This window comes from Actinomyces gerencseriae DSM 6844, assembly GCF_000429265.1.
In the GTDB taxonomy this organism is placed as follows: Bacteria; Actinomycetota; Actinomycetes; order Actinomycetales; family Actinomycetaceae; genus Actinomyces; species Actinomyces gerencseriae.
The window spans coordinates 53,230-73,990 of the sequence record NZ_AUBN01000016.1 but is presented as its reverse complement, the minus strand read 5'-3'; the positions used below and the strand labels follow the sequence as shown (position 1 = coordinate 73,990).

19 protein-coding genes and 1 riboswitch are annotated in these 20,761 nt (G+C 71.2%); of the genes, 14 read left to right on the top strand and 5 right to left on the bottom strand.

Annotated elements, in window-relative coordinates; translation table 11 throughout:
* The first annotated feature begins 115 nt into the window (after positions 1-115).
* The 6 genes from G448_RS15775 to G448_RS0108275 all read left to right on the top strand — a co-directional run bounded on the left by G448_RS15775 (position 116) and on the right by G448_RS0108275 (position 8,640).
* Complete coding sequence (locus G448_RS15775) at positions 116-1,732, top strand: ABC transporter permease (RefSeq protein WP_245572256.1); 1,617 nt, start codon at positions 116-118, stop codon at positions 1,730-1,732.
* The gene (locus tag G448_RS15770; RefSeq protein WP_156910973.1) at positions 1,725-2,660 is read left to right on the top strand and encodes an ABC transporter ATP-binding protein; all 936 of its coding nucleotides are present in this window, start codon (positions 1,725-1,727) and stop codon (positions 2,658-2,660) included. The genes G448_RS15775 and G448_RS15770 overlap by 8 nt, the downstream gene beginning before the upstream one ends.
* A gap of 859 nt (positions 2,661-3,519) precedes the next feature.
* A complete protein-coding gene (locus G448_RS0108290) occupies positions 3,520-3,951 on the top strand; it encodes a YbjN domain-containing protein (protein ID WP_026407613.1) in 432 nt (143 codons plus the stop codon).
* Between the two features lies 1 nt (position 3,952).
* Positions 3,953-4,399 carry a YbjN domain-containing protein gene (locus G448_RS0108285; RefSeq protein ID WP_026407612.1) on the top strand — a complete coding sequence of 149 codons (447 nt, stop codon included), beginning with the start codon at positions 3,953-3,955 and terminating at the stop codon, positions 4,397-4,399.
* A gap of 108 nt (positions 4,400-4,507) precedes the next feature.
* Positions 4,508-7,543, top strand: coding sequence for a hypothetical protein (locus G448_RS0108280; protein WP_026407611.1), 3,036 nt, complete (start codon positions 4,508-4,510; stop codon positions 7,541-7,543).
* A gap of 233 nt (positions 7,544-7,776) precedes the next feature.
* Entirely contained in the window at positions 7,777-8,640 is an 864-nt protein-coding gene (locus G448_RS0108275) for a glutathione S-transferase family protein (protein ID WP_026407610.1), read from the top strand.
* 249 nt (positions 8,641-8,889) lie between these two features.
* Here G448_RS0108275 and G448_RS0108270 read toward each other — a convergent pair whose 3' ends face one another.
* Positions 8,890-9,747: a CPBP family intramembrane glutamic endopeptidase gene (locus G448_RS0108270; RefSeq protein WP_245572255.1), complete on the bottom strand. Its 858-nt coding sequence runs from the start codon at positions 9,745-9,747 to the stop codon at positions 8,890-8,892.
* 59 nt (positions 9,748-9,806) lie between these two features.
* Positions 9,807-10,448, bottom strand: a complete 642-nt coding sequence (locus G448_RS15765; RefSeq protein ID WP_084436530.1) for a PadR family transcriptional regulator — start codon at positions 10,446-10,448, stop codon at positions 9,807-9,809.
* Between the two features lie 439 nt (positions 10,449-10,887).
* Positions 10,888-10,980, top strand: a riboswitch (SAM riboswitch).
* Here G448_RS15765 and G448_RS15760 point away from each other — a divergent pair.
* The 8 genes from G448_RS15760 (at position 10,974) to G448_RS19315 (ending at position 17,895) form a co-directional block, all read left to right on the top strand.
* On the top strand, positions 10,974-12,092 hold the full coding sequence (locus G448_RS15760; RefSeq protein ID WP_051268767.1) for a methionine ABC transporter ATP-binding protein: 1,119 nt from the start codon (positions 10,974-10,976) through the stop codon (positions 12,090-12,092). It overlaps the preceding riboswitch by 7 nt.
* Entirely contained in the window at positions 12,089-12,841 is a 753-nt protein-coding gene (locus G448_RS0108255) for a methionine ABC transporter permease (protein WP_026407608.1), read from the top strand. The genes G448_RS15760 and G448_RS0108255 overlap by 4 nt, the downstream gene beginning before the upstream one ends.
* Before the next feature lie 179 nt (positions 12,842-13,020).
* Positions 13,021-13,884 (top strand): MetQ/NlpA family ABC transporter substrate-binding protein, encoded by an 864-nt coding sequence (locus G448_RS0108250; protein ID WP_051268766.1) that lies wholly within the window; start codon positions 13,021-13,023, stop codon positions 13,882-13,884.
* A 186-nt stretch (positions 13,885-14,070) separates the two neighbouring features.
* Positions 14,071-14,937 carry an SMP-30/gluconolactonase/LRE family protein gene (locus G448_RS0108245; RefSeq protein ID WP_026407606.1) on the top strand — a complete coding sequence of 289 codons (867 nt, stop codon included), beginning with the start codon at positions 14,071-14,073 and terminating at the stop codon, positions 14,935-14,937.
* A 185-nt stretch (positions 14,938-15,122) separates the two neighbouring features.
* A complete protein-coding gene (locus G448_RS0108240; RefSeq protein ID WP_026407605.1) occupies positions 15,123-15,614 on the top strand; it encodes an ATP-binding protein in 492 nt (163 codons plus the stop codon).
* Complete coding sequence (locus tag G448_RS0108235) at positions 15,599-16,483, top strand: fructose bisphosphate aldolase (protein ID WP_026407604.1); 885 nt, start codon at positions 15,599-15,601, stop codon at positions 16,481-16,483. Before G448_RS0108240 ends, G448_RS0108235 begins: the two co-directional genes overlap by 16 nt.
* A 520-nt stretch (positions 16,484-17,003) precedes the next feature.
* Positions 17,004-17,426, top strand: coding sequence for a helix-turn-helix domain-containing protein (locus tag G448_RS15755; RefSeq protein WP_084436526.1), 423 nt, complete (start codon positions 17,004-17,006; stop codon positions 17,424-17,426).
* Positions 17,347-17,895, top strand: coding sequence for a VapC50 family PIN domain-containing toxin (locus G448_RS19315; RefSeq protein ID WP_483756934.1), 549 nt, complete (start codon positions 17,347-17,349; stop codon positions 17,893-17,895). Before G448_RS15755 ends, G448_RS19315 begins: the two co-directional genes overlap by 80 nt.
* A gap of 110 nt (positions 17,896-18,005) precedes the next feature.
* Here the strand turns inward: G448_RS19315 and G448_RS17565 are convergent, their stop codons facing one another.
* The 3 genes from G448_RS17565 to G448_RS0108220 form a co-directional block, all read right to left on the bottom strand.
* Positions 18,006-18,479 (bottom strand): hypothetical protein, encoded by a 474-nt coding sequence (locus tag G448_RS17565; protein WP_084436524.1) that lies wholly within the window; start codon positions 18,477-18,479, stop codon positions 18,006-18,008.
* Positions 18,480-18,962: 483 nt separating this feature from the next.
* Complete coding sequence (locus G448_RS0108225; RefSeq protein WP_026407603.1) at positions 18,963-19,391, bottom strand: hypothetical protein; 429 nt, start codon at positions 19,389-19,391, stop codon at positions 18,963-18,965.
* 88 nt (positions 19,392-19,479) lie between these two features.
* Positions 19,480-20,430: an HNH endonuclease gene (locus G448_RS0108220; protein WP_026407602.1), complete on the bottom strand. Its 951-nt coding sequence runs from the start codon at positions 20,428-20,430 to the stop codon at positions 19,480-19,482.
* Positions 20,431-20,761: the final 331 nt, after the last annotated feature.

The following is a 20,761-nucleotide window of genomic DNA, read 5'->3' as shown; positions in this document are numbered from 1 at the left end:
GGCGAGGGGGCCGCGGGCCGCGAGGGGACCGCGGGCGAGCGCGGGGGAGCGCGCCGCCTGGGCCCTCGCCGTCGGGCTGCCGCTGATCGTCCTCGCCGTCTTCTTCGCTCTCCCGGTGGCGACGCTCGTCGCCCGCGGACTGGCCCCCGACGGCCGCCTCGACCTCGGGGGCTTCGCCGAGGTCCTGGGGCGCCCCCGCACCTGGCGGATCATCCGCGCCACCCTCGTCCAGGCCACCGCCGCCACCGCGGTGTGCGTCGTGCTGGGCGTGCCCGGGGCGGCCGTGCTCTACCGGCGGGTCTTCCCCGGTCGCGACCTGCTGCGCGCGCTGGTCATCGTCCCCTTCGTGCTGCCCGGCGTCGTCGTCGGCGTCGCCTTCCACGCCCTGCTCACCACCGGCGGCCCCCTGGGCGCCACCGGCCTGGACGGGACGACGACGGCGGTCGTCGCCGCCATGGTCTTCTTCAACTACGGCCTGGTGGTGCGCACCGTGGGCACCATGTGGTCGCGCCTGGATCCGCGCGCCGTCGAGGCGGCCCGGGCGCTGGGGGCCTCGCCCTGGCGGGCCTGGCGCACCGTCACCCTGCCCAGCCTGGCGCCCGCCATCGCCTCGTCCGCCTCGATCGCCTTCCTGCTGTGCGCCACCGCCTACGGCGTCGTCCTGGTCCTGGGAGGGCCGGGCGTGGGCACCATCGAGACCGAGATCTACGTCCAGACCGCCCAGTACCTCGACCTGCGGGCAGCGGCGGTCCTGTCCGTCCTCCAGCTGGTCGTCATCGCCATCGCCCTGTGGGCGGTCGAGCGGACCCGTCGCGCCTGGCAGGCGCGCCTGGCGCTGCGCCTGGACGTGCCGGCGCTCCGACTGCGCCGCGGCGACCTGCCCGCCCTGATCCTGACGCTGACGGTCGTGGGCGGTCTGCTCGTCGGACCGGTCGTCGTCCTGGTCGTGCGCTCCCTGCGGCGCGCGGGGCAGTGGACGACGGCGAACTACACGGATCTGTCGGCACTGGCGCCCCGGTCGCCCCGCTCCGCCGCCGACGGTCGCAGCGCCCTGACGGTCACCGTGTGGGAGGCGGGCGCGAACTCGCTGCGCGTGGCGGCGGTGGCCACCCTCATCGCCCTGGCCGTGGGCGCGGCCGTGAGCCTGGCGGTCTCGCGCAGCCCCCGCAGCCGCCTGCTGGCCCGCGCGGCGGGACTGCTCGACGCCGTCTTCATGCTGCCGCTGGGCGTGAGCGCGGTGACGGTCGGCTTCGGATTCCTCATCACGCTCGCCCGTCCGCCGTTGGCGCTGACCCGCAGCTGGTGGATCCTGCCGGTGGCGCAGGCCATCGTCGCGGTCCCCCTGGTGGTGCGCACCCTCCTGCCGGCGCTGCGAGCCGTCGACCCGCGTCAGCGCGAGGCCGCCGCGGCCCTCGGCGCGGGACCGGGCCGGGTCCTGGCCACCGTCGACGGGCCGCACCTGCTGCGCGCCGGAGGACTGGCGGCGGGCTTCGCCCTGGCCACGAGCCTGGGGGAGTTCGGGGCGACGTCGTTCCTGGTGCGGCCCCGCACCGACACCCTGCCGGTGGTCCTCTACCGGCTCATCGGCTCGCCCGGCGCCCAGAACCAGGGCATGGGGCTGGCGACGGGCGTCGTCCTGGCGCTGGGGACCGCCGCGATCATGCTGACCTGCGAGTGGCTCCAGACCGTCCATCCGCGCAGCGCTCGCAACCGGGAGGGAACCCATGAGTGATGACACCGGCGACATCGATGGCACTGCCGGCGAACCGCACGACGGGGGCGGGTCCGGCGCAGTCCTCGGAGAGCCGGGAGCAGCCGCCGGCGGACCGGGTGGAGGAGGCGGGTCGTGCCGGGACAGCGCGGCTGCTGCGGGGCCCGCCGGCGCGGCCGGCGCTCGCGGTGGTGAGCCGGCGTCGGCCGGCCTGAGCCTGCGCGGCCTGCGGGTCGTCTACCGGGGGACGCGCGGCGCCGCCCGCGTCACGGCCGTCGACGGCGTCGATCTCGACGTGTCCCGTGGCGAGACAGTCGCCCTTCTGGGGCCCTCGGGGTGCGGGAAGTCCTCGCTGCTGCGCGCCGTCGCCGGGTTGGAGGACCTGGCGGGCGGGACGGTCATGTGGGACGGGCGGGACGTGGTGCGCGTGCCGGTCCACAGGCGCGGCTTCGGCCTCATGCTCCAGGACGGCCAGCTCTTCCCCTTCCGCGACGTCGCCGGCAACGTCGCCTACGGCCTGACCGGTCTGCCGCGCCGCGAGCGGCGGCCCCGTGTCGAGGAGATGCTGGAGCTCGTCGGTCTGCCGGGCTACGGCCCGCGGGACATCGCGACTCTGTCGGGCGGGCAGGCGCAGCGCGTGGCGCTGGCGCGGTCGCTGGCCCCCCGGCCGCGGCTGCTGCTGCTCGACGAGCCCCTGAGCGCGCTCGACAGGGCACTGCGCGAGCAGCTCGCCGTCGACCTGCGGGAGATCCTGGCCGGACAGGGGACGACCGCCCTGTACGTCACCCACGACCACGGGGAGGCGCGGGTGGTGGCCGACCGGGTCGGCGTCATGGACGCCGGGCGCCTTCTGCGTCTTGATGCGCCCGAGGCGCTGTGGGCGGACCCGGGCGATGAGACGGTCGCCCGCTTCCTCGGCCTGCAGGGGGCTGTAGCCGGGCCCCACTGAACTCACTTCCCGCATGCCCGCTTCCTCGGCCTGCAGGAGCCTGTAGGGGCGGGCGCGGGTGGACATGGTCGAGTCTGCGATCACGCCGCCGCCGAAGCGGTGTCCGCACCGGCACTCGCGCCCGCGCCCGCGGGAGACATGCGAGCCGACAGGGCGAGGAACGCCCATTCAGCCGCCCGGGCCCGCGCCCGCGGGAGACTCGCGCGGGAGTCTCGCCGTGGAAGTAGACGAAGCTCCGGCTCGGCTCCACCCGAGCCCACGGGAGCCCCGTGCGGTCGTACCGTATTCCATGAGGTCGTACCCGAATGCGCGCGGTCGTACCCTCTCTCGCCAGGTCGTACCTTGGAGGGGCTCTAAGGTACGACCGCGCGCCTCCGCGTACGACCGCGCGCCTCCGCGTACGACCGCGCGGCAGGGCGCCGCGCGCAGAGCACGGGCCGGCGCGGGACTCGCGAGTCGGCGATGTCCGGCCCCGCGGGCCATCGCCGTAAGCCGATCTCGCCGCGGAACCGAATCGACCCCGGCGCAGGGGACGCCGATGCTCTGCGTGCGTCCTATGAGTGTGGCGAGCTCGATCGACCCCGGCGCAGGGGATGCCGGCGGCCGCCCGGTGCCCCGGCTGCGGCGCCTGCGAGGTGCTCTGAACCAGTTCGGACCGCGCAGGACGCCGGTGGCCGCCCGGTGCCCGACGGCGACGGGGGCGCCTCTGCCGGTGATGCGTCGCCGCCCCGGTCGCCCCTCGCGTTCCATCCCGCTCACCCCCTGGTCGGCTCGGTCGGAGTGGACTGCGGCGCCCCCGGGTTGCAGACTTCACGCAGAGGTTACGAGGCGATCACGAGCCCGACGCGAAGGAGACGCGATGAGCGCACAACCGAGGGTCACGATTCCCCGAGTGGAGGCGTGGCTCAGGGCCGAGCGGCTCGACTACGAGATCGCGGAGGACGGCGGCATTCTCGTCGACCTGGAGAACTGCGAGATCCTCATCGTGGACTCCGCCTCGGAGTTCCTCGTCGTGGGCAGTACCTGGAACAGCGAGTTCGACGTCGTCGATCCCGCCCTGATGGACTACATCGACAAGCACAACAGCACCATGTACGCGCCGCGGGTCGTGGTGGGCGCCTACGACGACGCCGTCTGCCTCCAGGCGGACATGGTCGCCTTCACCGGCGAGGGCATGAGCGACGCCCAGCTCCGGGGTTTCCTGGACTCCGCCCTCACGACGCTGCTCAGCTTCTACGAGACGGCGGCGGAGGACCTCTCGGACCTCGTCACTCGGACGGAGGGGGACTGATATGGCCTGGTGGAACGAGCCCGCGGGCGATCGGACGCCCCCGGTCACGATCGACCGCGTCGCGGCCTGGTTCGATGGCAACGACTTCACCTACGACCGCAGGGAGGGCGACAGCGCGATCGTCTCCGGCTTCGACGAGTACTCCTACGTCGTCGCGATCGTGGACGGCAACCTCCTGGCGATCTACGCGCGCTACTGGTTGAACCTGCCCCAGGACGCGGAGGTCACCGCCACCCTGCGCGACCTGCTCAACACCCTCAACCGGTCCCAGCCGATTCCCACGCTGAGCACCTTCGTCGACGAGGACGGCCGGCAGGTCGCCGCCGAGGTCGCGGTCCCCGTCGCCGAGGGCCTCAACGACGACCAGCTCGCCACCATCCTGGACATGAGCCTGCAGGCCATCGTCTCCAACTTCGAGGAGCTCGGCGGGGTCGTGAGCCATGGGTAGACCATCGACCGCGACCGGTGAGCAGCGGGGCGCGACGCGCGCCGCCCCGGACGACGTCGCCCCGATCCCGCGGCCCTTGGACGCCGCCCGCTCAGGAGGAGCTCCGCAGTGACCAGCCGTGACGACGTCGTGGGACGCCTGGACCTCGCCTCCGACCATCCGTGGGGCCCGACCCGCACCGGCCTCGTCGCCGAGGCCGTGGCCCTGGCCGACGCGCTGCGGGACGACCAGTTGGCGATCGACGCGCGCCTGGCCCTCGCCGAGGCCCGCCACCGGGGCAACGAGGAGTGGAAGGCCCTGACGCCCTTCGTCTGGCTGCTGGCGCGCCTCGACGAGCATCCCGAGCTCTTCGACGCCGATCGTCTGGCGCGGCTGGGTCGGACCTACGAGCGGGTGGTGCCGGTGGCCGCCGACAACCCGGCCGTCAGCATCGCCCAGCTGGGGGAGCTCGAAGCGGGTCTGAAGAGGTTCTCCCGCCTCCTGGGCGGTTCCACGCACGCCACCCACGGCGGTCTCCTCCACGCCGCCATCATGCTCGGCCTGGAGGAGGAGGCCGCCGGGGAACTCGCCGCCTGGCGCTCGACGGCGCGCGACGCCGGCCGGGAGGACCACGACCCCCTGCCCGTGATCGAGTGGGCGAGCATTCATGAGGACTGGGAGACCGCCGTGGCCGCGGCGGAGCCGGTGCTCGGCGAACGGGAGGACGACGACCGGCTCTACGCCGTCCAGAGCGAGGCCCTCCTCCCACTGCTCGCCTCGGGCCGCTCGCACGAGGCGTGGAACGTCCATGCGCGCTCCTATCGAATGCTGCGCGACAGGCCCAACGTCATGGGCTACCTTGGCAAGCACCTGGAGTACCTCGCCCTGTCCGGGCGCGGGGCCCGCAGCCTGAGGCTCATGCGCGCGTATGCCGGGCGCATCGATGAGGCCCAGTCGGCCCGGGTGCTCATGGATCTCCTGGCCGGCGCCGTTCTCGCGCTGCGCGAGTCCGAGCGCGATGGACGCGGAGACGAGCCGCTGGATGCCGACATCCCGTCGGCCACCGCCTGGTTCCCGGGGCCCGAGATCGATCCCGATATGCCGCTGCACGCCGTCCGCGTGCTGATCGAGGGCTGGGTGCGCAGCATCGCCGCCCGATACGACGCCCGCAATGGCAACACGGCCGTCTCGGCTCGCCTGGATGTCGGGCTCGCACGCGCTCCTTTCATCAGTGCCGAGGAGGTCGTCGGGCGTCACGCGCGCGCGGTCTCCCGACGAGTCGAGGAGCCCGAGGCGTCGACCGAGGAGGTCCAGAAGGTTCGGTCCGCCGGCACTCCCGTGAGCGCACCCGCCCCCACCGATGCCAGTGCCGGTGCCGGGACCTCCGCCGGCGCCGCTGCCCCGGCTGGTGCCGATGCCACCGCGGGCGCGCCCGCCCCCTCCGCGAGCGCGCCCGCTGCCGCTGGCGAGACCGCCGTCGAGGCCGCGCCGCTCCCGACCGGGCCCTACTCGCCCGTCGACCTGCGCACTCCACCCGCCGTCGGCGACGCCGATGACCTCCTGCGCCGCCTGGAGGCCGAGCTCCTCCGCCCCGGGCAGACACTGGAGCACGCCTTCCTCATCGGCCAGGCCATGAGGCGGGGACTGGTGCCGGATCCCGATCAGGTCGCCCCCGGGCTCGTGCGCGCGGCCTGCTCGCTGCGCTGCGCCATCGCCGACCGCGGTTGGGACTACGAGCGGGCGGCCGACGAGCTCGCCCGCCTGCGCACCCGCCTCGACGGCGTCGCCCATCCGCTGCGGCTCATCGAGCTGGACCTGCAGGCCCTTCAGGTCGACAGCAGTGCCCGTGACCTTCACGACCGGTCCACCGACCGGACCCGTGCCGATGAGCTCGCTCGCGCCGAGGAGCTCGCGGAGCGGCTGACGCCCCTGGCCGAGCGTCTCCTGGACGAGCCCGCGGATCACCGGGCGGAGCTCGTCGATGCCTACCGGTCGGCCACCGCGCTGGTGCGGTTCCTGTCGGGCCGCGGCGACCATCGCGGGGGCGCCGAGTTCCTTGAGCTCGCCCGGCTGATCGCTCCGCACGTGAGCGATCTGCTCGACCCTCGCGACGGGACCCTGGACGATCAGCTGATCCTCCTGGAGGCCGAGACGCTGATGGCGCGCGACGATGTCCGCGGCGCGCGTGCGCTCGCCGACTCGGTGCTCAGGCGCTACGACCCGTGCCCGGTCGTCCTGGCGGAAGCGGCCCGCAGGATCCTGGTGCGGGCCTCGATGACTCTCGGCGAGACCGAGACTGCGGTGTCCCGGTCCCGCGAGCTGCTCGACATCCATCTGTCGGTGGGCCTGGACTCGCTCGCCGGACCATTCTTCGGGACCCTGGCCGCCTCCCTGAGCGCGTCGGGACGGCCGTTGGAGGCGGCCGAGGTGCTGGAGACCGCGCTGAGCGCCGATGCGCCCCGGGTCCTCGCCGAGGAGTTGCGCCGTACCCTCGTGTCCGTCCTGGAACGACTGAGCGAGGAGGAGGGCGTTCGCGACAACTGCCTGATCGTGGCCGAGTCCGCCTTGAAGCGCGGCGAGACGGAGCGGGGCGCGGAGTATCTCCTGCGAGCCGCCTCCGCCTGCGAGAGGCTCGAGGAGAGCACGAGAGCCTCGCGTCTGTTCGAGCGCGCCGCCGAGCTGGTCGATACCGGGGACGACGCCGGAAGGGTCCGCTGCGCGAAGTACCTGCGGCGAGCCGCTCGCGCCGCCGTCGCCGAGCCCGCTGTCCTGGCGGCGCCGGTCCGCCCCGACGAGGCCCGCGCTCTGATGTCGCGCGCACGGGGCCTTGTCGAGACGGTGCCCGATTCGCCCGAGTACTCCAAGGATCTCGAACTGGGCGACTGGCACGACGACATGGCGTGGATCCTGTGGCGCACCGGTGAGCGCGTCGAGGCGCTCGAGCACTGCGAGAAGGCCTTCCTCCGCTACGAGGAGACCGGGGATCGCGGTACCGCCTCCCACCCGCTGACCCTCATGGCCCTCATCCACGCCGAGATGGGCGAGACCGGGGCGGCGCGCGAGGACATCGCCCGCGTGCGCCGGCTGCTGGCCCACCCGCGCTGGGAGGGGCACCCCGCCCTGACGCGAGTCGCCACTCTGGAGGAGGCCCTCGGCAGGGCCTGAGCCGTGGGGCCTTGAGGCGCCGGGCCGGAACGCGTCGGGGCCAGGACTCGCCGGGGCCTGAAACGGCGGGGCTTGGGCCGCGGGAGTTTGAGGCGCCGGGGCCTGAGCCGTGGGGCCTTGAGGCGCCGGGCCCGGTTCGCCTGAGGGGGAATGGGGCGGCGCGTTCCGGGTGCGGGGGCCACCATTGGCCTGAGACTCTGCGACGCTCATCTCCACCTGCCGGGAGGCACTCCATGCCCATCGCCATCTCGCACCGCTTCGCCGACGACGATCTGCCCGTCGAGGCCGGTCGCTACCGACTCATCGCCTCCGGAGGCTGCCCGTGGTGCCGCCGTGTGCTCATCGCCCGGCGACTGCTGGGCCTGGTCGAGCCCATTCCCGTGTCCTGGACCTACGGCCGCGGCGAGGACGGCTACTGGGAGCTGACCGGCGCCGACGGCGAGCCCGGTGCGGACCCGGTGCTCGGGGCGAGTTCCCTGGCCGAGGTCTACGCGACGACGCCGGGCTACACGCCGCCGCCGACGGTCCCCGCCCTGGTCGACACGACCAGTGGTCGGGTCGTCTCCGACGACTCCGGCGACATGCTCTTCGACCTGGCCACCGCCTGGCGGAATCTCCAGCGCAGGGGAGCCCCCGATCTCTACCCGATCAACCGCCGCAACTCGACCGACGCCTGGGACGCCTGGCTCGCCGAGCACGTCAACGGCCCCCACGGGGTCGCCACCCACGGCGAGAACGAGGAGAGGAGGACCGGGGCCGCCAACACGGTGCTCATCGCCCTCGACGTCATCGACACCCTCCTGGCCCGCGCCACCCGCATGGAGGCCTCCCGCGAGGCGGCGCTCACGGTGCAGGACCTCCCGCCGCTGTCCGCCGTCGTCTCCGTGGAGCAGTTCCTGTGCGGGGCCGCGCCCACCGGCAGCGACATCCGCCTGTTCACGACCGTGCAGGCCTACGAGTACGGCGGCCGTCAGCGCTACCCGGGCGGGGAGGCGCCGTCGATCGCCTTCTGGCCGGCGCTGGCCCGGTGGTTCCGGGCGCTGGAGGCCCGCAGCGGCTGGGTCGGTCCCGAGGAGCGCAGCGCCCTGGGCCTGTGAGGCCGCTGAGGCCACTGAGGTCGCCCACCCCTTTCGCCGAGATCGGTCGGGTTCCGCGTCGAGATCGGTCGTGCTCACGGGTCCGGCGGGCTCAGGCCGGCGGCGCCTTCTCCTGATCGCTTGCGAGTCGTGCCCGCGCGGGCTCGGCGAGTTCCGGCAAGGCCGGGGCGGGGCCCCGCCCCGGCCGCCGTGCCCGCGCGGGTCCGGCGGGCTCCTCCGGGGGTCTTCGCCGGGCCCGCGCCGGGCGGCTCATCGGGCCCGACGGCGGAGTCGGCCGGTGCGCCGCGCCCACAGACCCAGGCCGGCGGCCGCGACGATCGCATTCGGAATAACGCCCACCAGCGGGGAGACCAGCAGGTCCCGACCCGGCGTGATCGGCAGGCCGCCCATGCTGAGGGGGATCTGGCTGAGGTTCGCGATCGAGTGCGCGATGAGGCCCGGCCAGATGCTGCCACTGAGGATCCGAAGCTCGGTGAACAAGGGGGCCCAGCAGATCGAGATGGCAATTGCGATGAGGGCGTAGACGATCGGCGGGACGTCCCAGACCGAGCGGATGAGCGACTCGTCCAGGAACCACAGGTAGTAGGGGATGTGCCACAGGCCCCAGATCATTCCGACGACGAGCCAGATCCAGGGGTCGGGCAGCCTTCGACCAATGAGCGCGGGTGTCAGATAGCCGCGCCAGGCGCCCTCCTCGGCGACGTTCTTGAGCACGGTCGCCACCGCGCTCGCGGCCACCACGCCCCCGAACGCTCCCAGCCCGGAGGGGGTGAGCCATCCCGCCGCCCAGCCGACGGCGATGGCGACGGCGAAGGACAGCGGGAAGACGGCGAGCGCCACGCCGTAGGCACGCAGTCTGCCCGGCAACCATGAGGCGGCGTAGAGGCGGCGCAGCGACGGGTCGCTCAGAGCCATGACGGCACCGGCCAGAAGGGGCGTCGCGATCCAGATGAGGGCGGCCGGCGACTCCATGGAGTGGGGGATGTCGAGGATGTCGTCGGCGACGAGTCCGATCCAGCCGGAGCCGAGGGCGACGACGACGAATACGGCGAGGCGGGTCGTGGGGCTCGCGGCGACGATGCCGCTGGGAGGAGGGGTGCGACTCATATCCATACTGTACAATACGAATATTGGATTTTACAAGTATGGATGCGTGGTGATCGCCCTCAGCGGGTCTTGTCGCCGGCGGCGTCGGCGGTCGTGGCCGTCTCAGCCGTCTCAGCCGTCTCAGCCGTCTCAGCCGTCTCGGTGGTCTCGGCGGTCTCGGCGACTCTCGCCCGTGTCCCGACGGCATCGGCGGCGACGGCGCGCCTGGTCCGCGCGATCCACTTCAGTTCGGCTTTCGCGCCGTCGATCCCGTAACGAAGGGTCGCGGCCTTGAGGGTGGTGTCGAGATCCACCGCGTCGACGTCGATCGCCTCCAGGGCCTCCAGGTCCCGTCGGACTTGCTCCTCCATCCCGGCCAGGAGCTCATCGGCTCCGTCGTGCCCCAGCCGAGCGGCGAAGAAGACGCGCGCCAGCACGGGGTCCTTGCTCGTGCGGGTTTCGAGCGGGCTCGCCAGCCAGGCGTCGAGCTCGGCGAGACCCGACTCCGTCAGGCTGTGCACCCGGCGATCCGGCCGGCCGCTCTGGGGGATGACTCGCGTCGATATGGCGCCGTCGGCCTCGAGGCGATCGAGAGTGCGGTAGATCTGGGACTGGTCGGCGTGCCAGAAGTGGACGACCGAGCTGGCGAAGGCGCGGCTGAGGTCGTAGCCGCTCTGCGGCGCGTAGAACAGCAGTCCGAGGATGGCGTGCCTGAGTCTCATGCACTCCACAGTAGGCGAGAGGGACTCCGGGACCCGGGCGCCGCCGGGAGGCCGACGTCCTGGAGGAGGCGCCCGCCCTGTGAGAGCCGGGACGCCCGGGCGTCGCGAGGGCCGCAGCACCTCGTGAGTTCGTGGCGCGGCTCGACGCAGTGCGTCGAGCCGGGCGTCCTTGCTCGAGTCGGACGACGGCGTCGTCGGACTCGCGCCGGAATGCCGGCCCGTGCAGACATGCCCGACTCGTGTCTCCGACGGCCGGGCGCGGCTCCGTCGGACCGATCTCGAGCCGGAACCGGACCGATCTCGAGCCGGAACCGGACCGATCTCGAGCCGGAACCGGACCGATCTCGACGAAGCCGATTGCGCTCCTGCCCGGGCGTGACGTTCCTCCCTTCATGTGTTGGGACTTGCGTCCCCGGTCGCCGCCGAATAACGTGTCACCCGACCATCTAGAGCAGCCGAGAGACCTGGCTCATCGACGTTGCAGCAACCCCCGCATGAGCGGTGCAGGTGCTTCCGCCAGGACCGATGGAGGAACGAGTGACCGCAGACCCCGCACCCGCCAGCGACTCGGCCCGGGCCGGTGCCCCGGTGGGCGCCCCCGGCGCGGATGAGTCCATGATCTCGCTGCGGAACGTCCACAAGATCTACCACCTGCGCGACGGGTCGGACGTGCGCGCCCTGGACGGGCTCACCCTTGAGATCCCCGCCGGCTCCATCCACGGCGTCGTCGGCACCTCCGGCGCGGGCAAGTCCACCCTCGTGCGCTGCCTGACCGCCCTCGAGAGGCCCACCGACGGCGAGGTGCGCGTCGCGGGTCAGGACGTGACCTCGCTCAGCGCCTCCGAGCTGCGCAAGGCCCGGCGCGCCATCGGCATGGTCTTCCAGCACGCCAACCTCCTCGAGCAGCGCACGGCCGCTCAGAACATCGCCTACCCCCTCGACCTGGCCGGGGCGCAGAAGGGGCAGCGCCGCGGCAGGGTCTCCCGGATGCTCGAGCTCGTGGGCCTGGCGGACCGCGGCTCGTCCTACCCCGCCCAGCTCTCCGGTGGCCAGCAGCAGCGCGTCGGCATCGCCCGGGCCCTGGCCGACGAGCCCGCCGTCCTCCTGTGCGACGAGCCCACCAGCGCCCTCGACCCCGAGACGACCCGCTCGATCCTCGACCTCATTCGCGATGTGCGCGACCGTCTGGGCGTCACCGTCGTCATCATCACCCACGAGATGAGCGTCGTTCGCCGGATCTGCGACTCCGTCAGCCTCCTGGAGGCCGGTCGGATCGTCCAGTCCGGCCCCATCGAGGCCGTCGTCTCCGACGTCGATTCCCGGCTCTCCCGCGAGCTCGTCCCGCCACCGGACGTGCCCGCGGCCGTGCGCACCGCCGGCGGGGCTCACGGTCACGGCTCCGGCCCCGACGGCGCTGCTGACGCCGTGATCGATGTCGCCCTGACGGCGCACCCGGGCGAGCCCGCCGCCGCCCAGGTGCTCGCCCTGGTCGCCGAGCAGGGTGCGGACGTCGCCGGGGGAGTCTTCGAGACCCTGGGCACCGCCCAGGTCGGGCGGCTGGCCCTGACCATCCCGGCCGATCGTGCCCGGGCCATCGTCGAGGCCCTGCACGACGCCGGTCTCATCGCGGAGGTGCGCCCGTGAGCCCTGTGACGACTGCTCTCCTCTCCTCGCCCGTCGCCGGGCCCGCGCCGTCGGCCGGCGCTCTCGCCGCTCGCAGCGGTGACGGCACCTGGTTCTCCAACCCGGCCGTCAAGAGCCACCTCGGCCCCGCCACGGCCGAGACCTTCGCCATGACCTTCGTCTCCGGCGTCCTCGTCATCGGCTTCGGACTGCTCCTCGGACTCGCCCTGGTCACCACCGGAAAGCGCGGCCAGCACCGCAACCGCGCGGTCTACGAGATCCTGTCCCAGATCGTCAACATCGGCCGCTCGATGCCCTTCATCGTCCTCATGGTCGCCATCGCGTCGGTGACCCGCCTCATCGTGGGGACCTCGGTCGGGTGGGCCGCCGCGTGCGTGCCGCTGACGATCGGCGCCATCCCCTTCTACGCCCGCCTGGTGGAGACCGCCATCAACGACGTCGACCACGGCAAGGTGGAGGCGGCCCTCATGATGGGGGCGTCCGGCTCCCAGATCACGTGGGGCGTCCTCGTCCGGGAGGCGCTGCCCACGCTCATCCAGTCCGGGACCGTCACGATCATCACGCTGCTCGGCTACTCGGCGATGGCCGGGACGGTCGGCGGCGGGGGGCTGGGCGACTTCGCCATCCAGTACGGATACAACCGGAACATGAGCGACGTCATGGTCATCGCCGTCGTCCTCATCGCGGTCATCGTCGGCGTCATCCAGGTGGTGGGCGACATGCTCAGCCGGCTGGTCGATCACCGCTGAGCCACGACCAGCCGGAGCACCCGCTCGGGGCCCCGCGGCGCGCCGTGCCGCGGCGCCGGCCCCGACGCGGCCCGCTCGGCCCGGCCGGTCGTCCGCGCACCGGCCGGTCCTCCGCAGTCCTCACGTCACCCCGGTCGGCCCGTCATCCGGCCCGGCCCCTCCACGAGCAAGGAACCACCATGACCCCCGTCCTGTCCTCCGTCGCCTCCGCGCCGATCTCCCGTCGCACCGCCCTGGTCGGCGGCCTCGTCTCCGCCACCTCCCTCGCACTCGCGGCCTGCGGATCCAACGGCGGCATCGACGTGAAGAACGGCGTCGCCACCATCGCCATCGGCGCCACCCCGCAGCCCCACGCCACCATTCTCCGGTGGGTCCAGGACAACCTGGCGGCCGACGCCGGACTGAGCCTGGACATCAAGGAGATCAACGACTACCAGACGCCGAACTCGTCCTTGAACGACGGCTCCCTGGCGGCGAACTACTTCCAGACGCCCAACTTCCTCAAGCAGCAGATCGACGAGAAGGGGTACGACTTCGTCTCCATCGCCGACGTCCACGTCGAGCCCCTGGGCCTGTACTCCTCCACGGTCGGCAGGGTCGAGGACATCCCCGCGGGCGGGAGCATCCTTCTCAACAACGACCCGGCGAACACGGCCCGCGGCTTCAAGCTGCTCGCCCAGGCCGGGCTCATCACGCTCGACGAGACGGTCGAGCTGCCGACGGACGCCGACATCACCTCCAACCCGAAGAACCTCACCTTCTCCACCCTGGAGGGCGCCCAGGTCGCCCGCTCCATGCAGGACGCCGACGCAGCGGTCATCAACGGCAACTACGCCCTCGAGGCCGATCTCAGGCCGAGCCGGGACGCGCTCATCCTCGAACAGGGCGGCGCGGACTCCCCGTACGCCAACGAGCTCGTCGTGCGCACCAAGGACAAGGACGACGAGCACCTGAAGAAGCTCGCCGAGCTCATGAACTCCGGGGAGCTGCGGACCTACATCGAGCAGACCTGGACCGACGGCTCGGTCCTCCCGGCCTTCTGACCGCGGGACGCCGGGTCCGGGAGCGGTCGAGGCGCCCTGGCCGGCCCGGCCCCGTCGAGTCGGGCTTTTCGGCGCGAGTCGGACGACGGCGTCGTCGGACTCGCGACGAAAAGCCGGCCTCGTGCAGGAATGTCCGCTCCCGACGGCGGGCGGCGGCACCGGACGGACGGCGCGTACCGTGGTCCCATGAGGGCTGAGCGCGTCACGGACTCCATCACCTACCACGGGGAGGGCCCCTGCTGGTGGCCGGCCACCCGGCGCCTGCGCCTGGTCGACATGCTCGCCGGCGCCGTCGTCGAGTTGGACGAGGGGGCCGGGGGCGGCCATCGCCGTCTGCCCGTGCCCTCGCCGGTGGCCTCGGTGATCCGGCCGCGCACGGGTGGCGGAGCGGTCGTCGCCACCGAGCGCGGCATCGCCCTGGGGCGGGCGGAGGACCTGAGCGACCTGGCGGAGGTCGTCGCCCTCTGGGACGATCCGACGGTCCGCACGAACGAGGGCGGCTGCGACCCGGACGGCCGGTTCTGGATCGGGTCGATGTCCTACGACAAGACTCCGGGCGCCGCCTCCGTCCACCGCTGGGACGGGCCGGGGGCCGAGCCGCAGCGGGCCTGGGGCGGGGCGACGATCTGCAACGGCCTGGGCTTCAGCCCGGACGGCGCGCGCGCCTACTGGGTCGATACCCCGACGCTGACCGTCACGGTCCTCGACTACGACGCCGAAGCGGGGCTGGTGGACCCGAGGCCCTTCGTCACGATCGAGGAGGGGGCCGGTCACCCGGACGGCCTGACCGTGGACGCCGACGGCGGGGTGTGGGTCGCCCTCAACGGGGGCGGGGCCGTGCGGGGCTACGACGCCGAGGGGAGGCTGTCCGAGACCGTCGAGGTGCCGGTGCGGCAGGTGACCGCCTGCGCCTTCGGCGGGGAGGGCCTGGAGTGGCTGTTCATCACGACCTCGCGCGAGAACCTGCCCGACGACGTCGAGCCTGCGGCCGGGTCCGTGTACGCCGCCGAGGTCGGCGTGCGCGGCATGGAGCCGCTGGCGTTCGCCGGCTGAGGGGCGGGCTCGGCCGAGGCGTGAGTGACAGCGGGAGCGGCACCGGGAGCACCGGTCTTGCTGTCAGTGACGGGAGCAGCGGCGCCATCAGTGACATCGTGCTCCGCTAGTGTGTCACTGACACTGGCAGTCGGTCAGTGCGAGTGACGGTAGGGCTTCGCTCCCGTCGGCTCGAGGATGTCGCCGTGCTCGAGCAGGGGGTTGCCGGTCAGGCTCGGGAGGCTGTGGCGCCGCCTGTGACCCGCACCTTCTCGACCGTCGAGTTCGAGGGGGCCGAGGAGCGGACTCACGCCCTGGTGCACAGGAATCTCGATGCCATCGCCGAGTCCAAGCGTGTGGAGATCGGGATCGTCGAGGACAAGCTGGTCGTGACCAGCCCTGGAGAATTGCGGGGCGTCTCGGAGCGGCAGCTCGGGCGCCCCGGCGGCAAGAGCGCCGTCAGCCCCGTCCTGTACGACATGTGCAAGAACCTTCGCACCTCCGGCGCTCGGCTCATCGAAGGCGAGGGAGGAGGCATCCGCGAGGTCCTTCAGGCGACCTCGCCTCGCACTCCGGGGCCCGTCACCCCCTGTTGTCTGAGAGGCGCGCCACATACACTTGAAGTGGCGGTCACGATCACTCCGCGGAGATACTGCGGCCGCGCACCGCTCAGGAGGCCACCATGTCCGAGCAGATGAACAGGATGCGTGACGGAGCCGGCTTCATCGCCGCCCTCGACCAGTCCGGGGGCTCCACCCCGCGCGCCCTCGAGGCCTACGGCATCGGCCCCGAGGCCTGGAGCACCGACGAGGAGATGTTCGACCTCGTCCACGCCATGCGCACCCGCGTCATGACCAGTCCCGCCTTCACCTCGGAGAGGATCCTCGCCGCGATCCTCTTCGAGCGCACCCTCGACTCGACCGTCGAGGGCCGTCCCACGGCCGACTACCTGTGGGACGTCAAGGGCGTCGTCCCCTTCCTCAAGGTGGACAAGGGCCTTGAGGCCGAGGCCCATGGCGCCCGCCTCATGAAGCCGATCCCCGACCTGGATGCCACCCTCGCCAAGGCGGCGGGCGCCCACGTCTTCGGCACGAAGATGCGCTCCGTCATCCTCCACGCGGACACCGCCGGCGTGCGTGCCGTCGTCGACCAGCAGTTCGAGATCGCGGACCGGATCCTCGACGCCGGACTCACCCCCATCATCGAGCCCGAGGTGGACATTCACGCCTCGGACAAGACCGGCATCGAGCTGCTGCTCCTGTCGTCCCTGACCGCGCACCTCGACGACCTCCGCCCCGGCCGCGACGTCATCCTCAAGCTGACGATCCCCTCGGTGACGGACTTCTACTCCGGGCTCATGCGCCACCCCCGCGTGGCGCGCATCGCCGCGCTTTCCGGCGGGTACAGCCGTGAGGAGGCCGACCGGAGGCTGGCGCGCAACCACGGTCTCATCGCCAGCTTCTCCCGCGCTCTTCTCGAGGGCCTCGACGCGGGTCAGACCCGGGAGGAGTTCGACGCCGCCCTGGCCGCCTCGATCGACAGCATCTATCGGGCCTCGACGACCTGAGTCCGACGTCGCCGGGCGGCCGGGCGGTCCTGTCGTGACGAGCACGGCGGACCTGGAGGAGGGCGCCGGGCCGCCGGGCGGTCCGGCGCCGGGGCGCGTAGTGCCGGCCTCGGCGCGGGATGATCGGCCGGGTCGCGCTCTGGGCATGGCCGGCGGATTCGGTGAACCGGGCTCGCCGGGGATGGCCGGCCAGAGGCGGGGCCGGGCCGGGTGGCCGCTTCGGAGCGAGCGCCCTGTCCACCTGCGCCTGCCCGCGCCTTCGCTGCGGCCCAGGAGAGCCCGTTCGTGGAGTAGGCCTTCGCAGGGTCGGTGTGCGTTGCCGTTCTCCCGGGTGGGGCCGCCCTGGGGCGTCGCGGAGCGTCCCGTCCCGGTGCCGGAGTGTCCAGATCTGCCACAAAGGTCCGGATTCTGTCGGGGTGTACGAGGAGAATCGTTGGTATTCCGGGCTTTTTTCACAGTCGATTCCGCCTCGCGGTTCCTTTGTGGCAGATCTGGACAACCTTCCGCCCGGGTGAGTCCTATGATCCTCGCGCGCCCCATCGGCAGGGCGTGCCTGCGTCTGATGGTCGACGGAGAGAAGGTCGAGGTGAGCCCGGACGTGGCGGATGTCCTCGTTCGTGTCGCACGGGCGATGCAGCAGGGGCTGGCCGTGACGGTCGCGCCGCAGAGCACTCGGCTGACGACGCAGGAGGCGGCCGACATGCTCGGCATCTCGCGGTCGACGCTGGTGAGGATGCTGGATGCCGGCGAGATCCCCTTCGAGAAGATCCGTCGGCACCGGCGACTCCATCTCGCCGATGTGCTCCAGTTCCGGAATCGTCAGCGGCGCACAGCGAGCGAGGCGCTGTCGGACATGGTCGCGGATGCCCAGGCGATGGGCGCCTACGACGACGAGCCTACTCGGGTGCGCGAGATACTCGCCGGCGTGCGTTCGGAAGGATGACGGACGGACGATTCTCCACCTGCACGAGGATCGTGGCCGAGACCGTGATGAGTCTTGCGGCTACGTGACGCGGCTCCGCAGGCAGATGAATGGTGCTCTCCCCGATGCGCGAGTGCGCGGGTGGGAGAGCGCTCTGCCATGCGTCCCGAATATTCGGGACGCGAATGACCGGCATGTCGTTGCAGCGGAGCTTGTCGGTCGGGCGGACGTCATCGTGACCTTCAATCTCAAAGATTTCGTTACTGCTCGACTCCCGGGCGACTTATTTTCCCAGTCTCCGGATGAGTTCCTCCTGGACCTTCTAGATCTATATCCTATGCCAGTCCGCGATGCGCTTGAGGAGGTGGCATCGAGAATGGGCCGTAAGGGGCCTCGGTGGACGCTGGAGGATCTTCTTGTGCGCCTCGAGCGCGAGGGATGCTGTAGGTTCGTCTCGGCAGCGCACCAGAGCATGGGGGCGCCGAGTTAGAGGGAAAACCGTGAACTTGACCTTCTAAAGGCTCTTATCATTTCGCTCGGCGGCTCGAGGAATGGATCTCGACGTGAGGTGATCGGCCAGTGACGGGGTCGGGTTGATGGTCAGGTGTCATCTCGCAGGTCTGGGCTGGCGCTGAAGTGCTCCTGTGTCATTGAGGTCGTCCACAGCCTGCGTTCGGTCTTGATTCTGCCGCGGGTGCTGGGCTTATTCGGGTGGTACCACTTGGCCGCCTCGATCTTGGCGTGGCCTGTTCTGGCGGCATGGTCAAAAGCGGGCGCCGGGTCGGTGTCGCGAGAAGCCGGGACGATGATGTCGTGAAGTCCGCAGCGAGCCAGATCCACCAGGGTCGGGGAGCACATAACGTTTACTCTTTTCTCGCGCCGGGAGAGTCGCACCGGTTTTTCTCGCCATTGATGTACTCCCAGGAGTACTTCAATGGTCGCAGTGTTGCGTGCGCGGGCGAGCTGGCAGCTGAACCGATGGGGATCGATCAGTGCCTCCTCGGGCGGGCGTGCGGGTAGGAACAGTCCTGCGGCTGTAACGTGGACATTCTGGTAGTCGATGACGACCGCCATCGTGAGAGCCGCGGGAAGCCTCCGGCAGGGAGAAATAGGTCCCGCCAGTCCCGGAGGACGACGGGGAGTTATGTGAGAAGGGTGGGTGGCGGTAGGGCGTCGTGGCCAGTACGCGATGTTGTGATCCATGACACTTGAATGGTGGTTGGATGCCTCTCGTCCCGAGTGGCCGGGTTGCTCGGGATGCCGCGGTCAATGCTGGTGAGATTGCCTGGCGGCTCCATGCGCCCGAGGGTGACGGAGGACCGCATTACCTCGCCTCTGGGCTTCGCGTGGGGAGCGGCACCAGCCTTCACAACCTACGAGATCCGGCTCATGCGGTCAGGAATGCTACGTCGCGGTGGGGTTCGGCCGGCTGACAGGGACAGTGGACGGCCTCAGCCGGCGCGGGTGTCCGACCACGCGGACGTTGAGGGGCGGAAGGATCCCGATCTGCTCAGCCTCCGCATGTCCGGCCGGTTCGGCGGCGTGCCGAGGGTCCTCTCATCCGACGGCGGCCCTGGCGGCGTCGGCGGCGGTGACGGCCCGGACCTGAGCGGACCAGGCGCCGACGGCGGTGTCGCGGCTGCGTCTGCCGGGTAGCGCGGCGATGGCTTCGCGTCGGCCCTCCCGCCAGGTGCCGACGACGGTGAACCGCGTCGGTCGGTTCAGGCGGCGCAGCAGGGCGGACCCGTGCGGGTCCGCCGCCAGGTGATCGACGACGACGTCGAGGGCTCGCCGCCAGGTGTGCAACTCGATGCCGGTGTCCGCGTGCGACTGAAGGAGATTCGCGACGAGCAGCATGACGTCGTCCCGGTCGTTCTCCGCGCGGTGGGGGCGGTACCAGTCGTCCTCGAGGACGGTGGCCAGGTGAGCGGCCCGCTCGAGGATGTCGCGCTCGGTTTCGTCGGCGATGTCGTTGGGGTAGGGCATGAGTGCTCTCCGATCTCGGGTGCGGTGCGCTGTGCGGGGAGAGTCTGCGCGGCGCGTCGTAGCTTGCCTGAAGCTTTCCGTCCGCTTGCTACGCCGAGGTCTTCTCCTCGGCCTCCAGGAAGCGGCGGAAGTGCTCGCTGAGACGATCGCCATCCGGGCGCAGCCGTTTGCTCCTCGGCACGTGCGTGAGGGATTCGGCGTCGAAAGCCAGAAAGCCGGTGCGATGGGAATCCGTCTCGAGCTTCCGCGCCCGCTCCGCCACATGGATGCAGTGGTTCGCATCGATGCCGATGAGGTTGCGATCGTAAGCCGTGTGATGGACCCTGCACAGTGCAAGGCCATTGCTGACTTCGGGTGCGCCCGACTCCTCCGCGTCCGGGATGATATGTGCGGCTTCGAGGAGTTGCGCGTGCGGGAGGTCGCAGACGGCGCAGGAGATTTCATATGCGCTGATGACGTGCTCGCGAAAATCGTGCTGGTGAACGCGCGCCCTGGTCCAACGAGATACGTACCTTCGTTCGATCAGCGGAGGGCCGGCATTCTCGATGACGGCCGACCTCGCCTCTTCGATGGCGATAATGAATTCCGAACTCTCTTGGTCGATCCGTTCAATGAAGGCGGGGAAACGGACGTAGTAGTACAGCAGGGAGTCCGTCGGTTTGACGCCGACGAGCCAGGCGAGAGGGTAGTTGCGGCGGGCGGCTTCGATCATCGCCTCGTTGGTCCACTGCTTGCCGGGGGAGTCGGCGAACTTGTAGCGAAGCAGCCCGTCATCGTCGATCCGGTCCGTGTACGGGGCCTCTTTGCCGGATTTCGGCGCCGCGGTTTTGAAAGTCAAGGAGGAGGCGAAGCCGGCGGGCTTCCAGATCCCCTGCGTCTGGTGAACGAGCGGGAGACGATGCCCGTGCCACATGAATCCGCGCATGAGCTCCTGATGCGTGAAGAGTTCGTGGCCGTCCGCCTGCTGCGCCTCGAACCACTGCATCGTGGCGAGGTGGGCGTCGAGTTCCTCGTCGGGGGTGAATAGCGGGTGTTTCACTTCGGTCGCTGAGCCGTCCTGTTCGTTGGTATTTTAGACTGACAACTTTCCTTTGGGGCTCTCGAAATTGCTTACCAGAACTTCGCGGTCCTTGTCTCGAGACTACACGGCTCGATCGGCAGTCGCGGCCGTTTCGAGGTTCTTCGTGTTCGGGGTGGGGAGATGCGGCTGTTCGGGGCTCTTTCTCGTCGGGGCCGCCGGGGTGCTGGTCGACGGTCCCGGGGTGTGAGTGCGCCGGGGGTCGTGCCGGGGATGTGTCGTGCTTCCGGCGGGGTTGTCCGTTGTCGTGCTCGTAGGGGATGTCGGCTCGCGCCGTATCGTTCGTCGGTGG

Bases quoted from the DNA above. Each gene is read 5' to 3' on its own strand.
- G448_RS15770 (WP_156910973.1), top strand. From the start codon at position 1,725: ATGAGTGATGACACCGGCGACATCGATGGCACTGCCGGCGAACCGCAC.
- G448_RS0108290 (WP_026407613.1), top strand. From the start codon at position 3,520: ATGAGCGCACAACCGAGGGTCACGATTCCCCGAGTGGAGGCGTGGCTC.
- G448_RS0108285 (WP_026407612.1), top strand. From the start codon at position 3,953: ATGGCCTGGTGGAACGAGCCCGCGGGCGATCGGACGCCCCCGGTCACG.
- G448_RS0108275 (WP_026407610.1), top strand. From the start codon at position 7,777: ATGCCCATCGCCATCTCGCACCGCTTCGCCGACGACGATCTGCCCGTC.
- G448_RS0108270 (WP_245572255.1), bottom strand. From the start codon at position 9,747: ATGAGTCGCACCCCTCCTCCCAGCGGCATCGTCGCCGCGAGCCCCACG.
- G448_RS15765 (WP_084436530.1), bottom strand. From the start codon at position 10,448: ATGAGACTCAGGCACGCCATCCTCGGACTGCTGTTCTACGCGCCGCAG.
- G448_RS15760 (WP_051268767.1), top strand. From the start codon at position 10,974: ATGGAGGAACGAGTGACCGCAGACCCCGCACCCGCCAGCGACTCGGCC.
- G448_RS0108250 (WP_051268766.1), top strand. From the start codon at position 13,021: ATGACCCCCGTCCTGTCCTCCGTCGCCTCCGCGCCGATCTCCCGTCGC.
- G448_RS0108245 (WP_026407606.1), top strand. From the start codon at position 14,071: ATGAGGGCTGAGCGCGTCACGGACTCCATCACCTACCACGGGGAGGGC.
- G448_RS0108235 (WP_026407604.1), top strand. From the start codon at position 15,599: ATGTCCGAGCAGATGAACAGGATGCGTGACGGAGCCGGCTTCATCGCC.
- G448_RS15755 (WP_084436526.1), top strand. From the start codon at position 17,004: ATGATCCTCGCGCGCCCCATCGGCAGGGCGTGCCTGCGTCTGATGGTC.
- G448_RS19315 (WP_483756934.1), top strand. From the start codon at position 17,347: ATGCCCAGGCGATGGGCGCCTACGACGACGAGCCTACTCGGGTGCGCG.
- G448_RS17565 (WP_084436524.1), bottom strand. From the start codon at position 18,479: ATGGCGGTCGTCATCGACTACCAGAATGTCCACGTTACAGCCGCAGGA.
- G448_RS0108225 (WP_026407603.1), bottom strand. From the start codon at position 19,391: ATGCCCTACCCCAACGACATCGCCGACGAAACCGAGCGCGACATCCTC.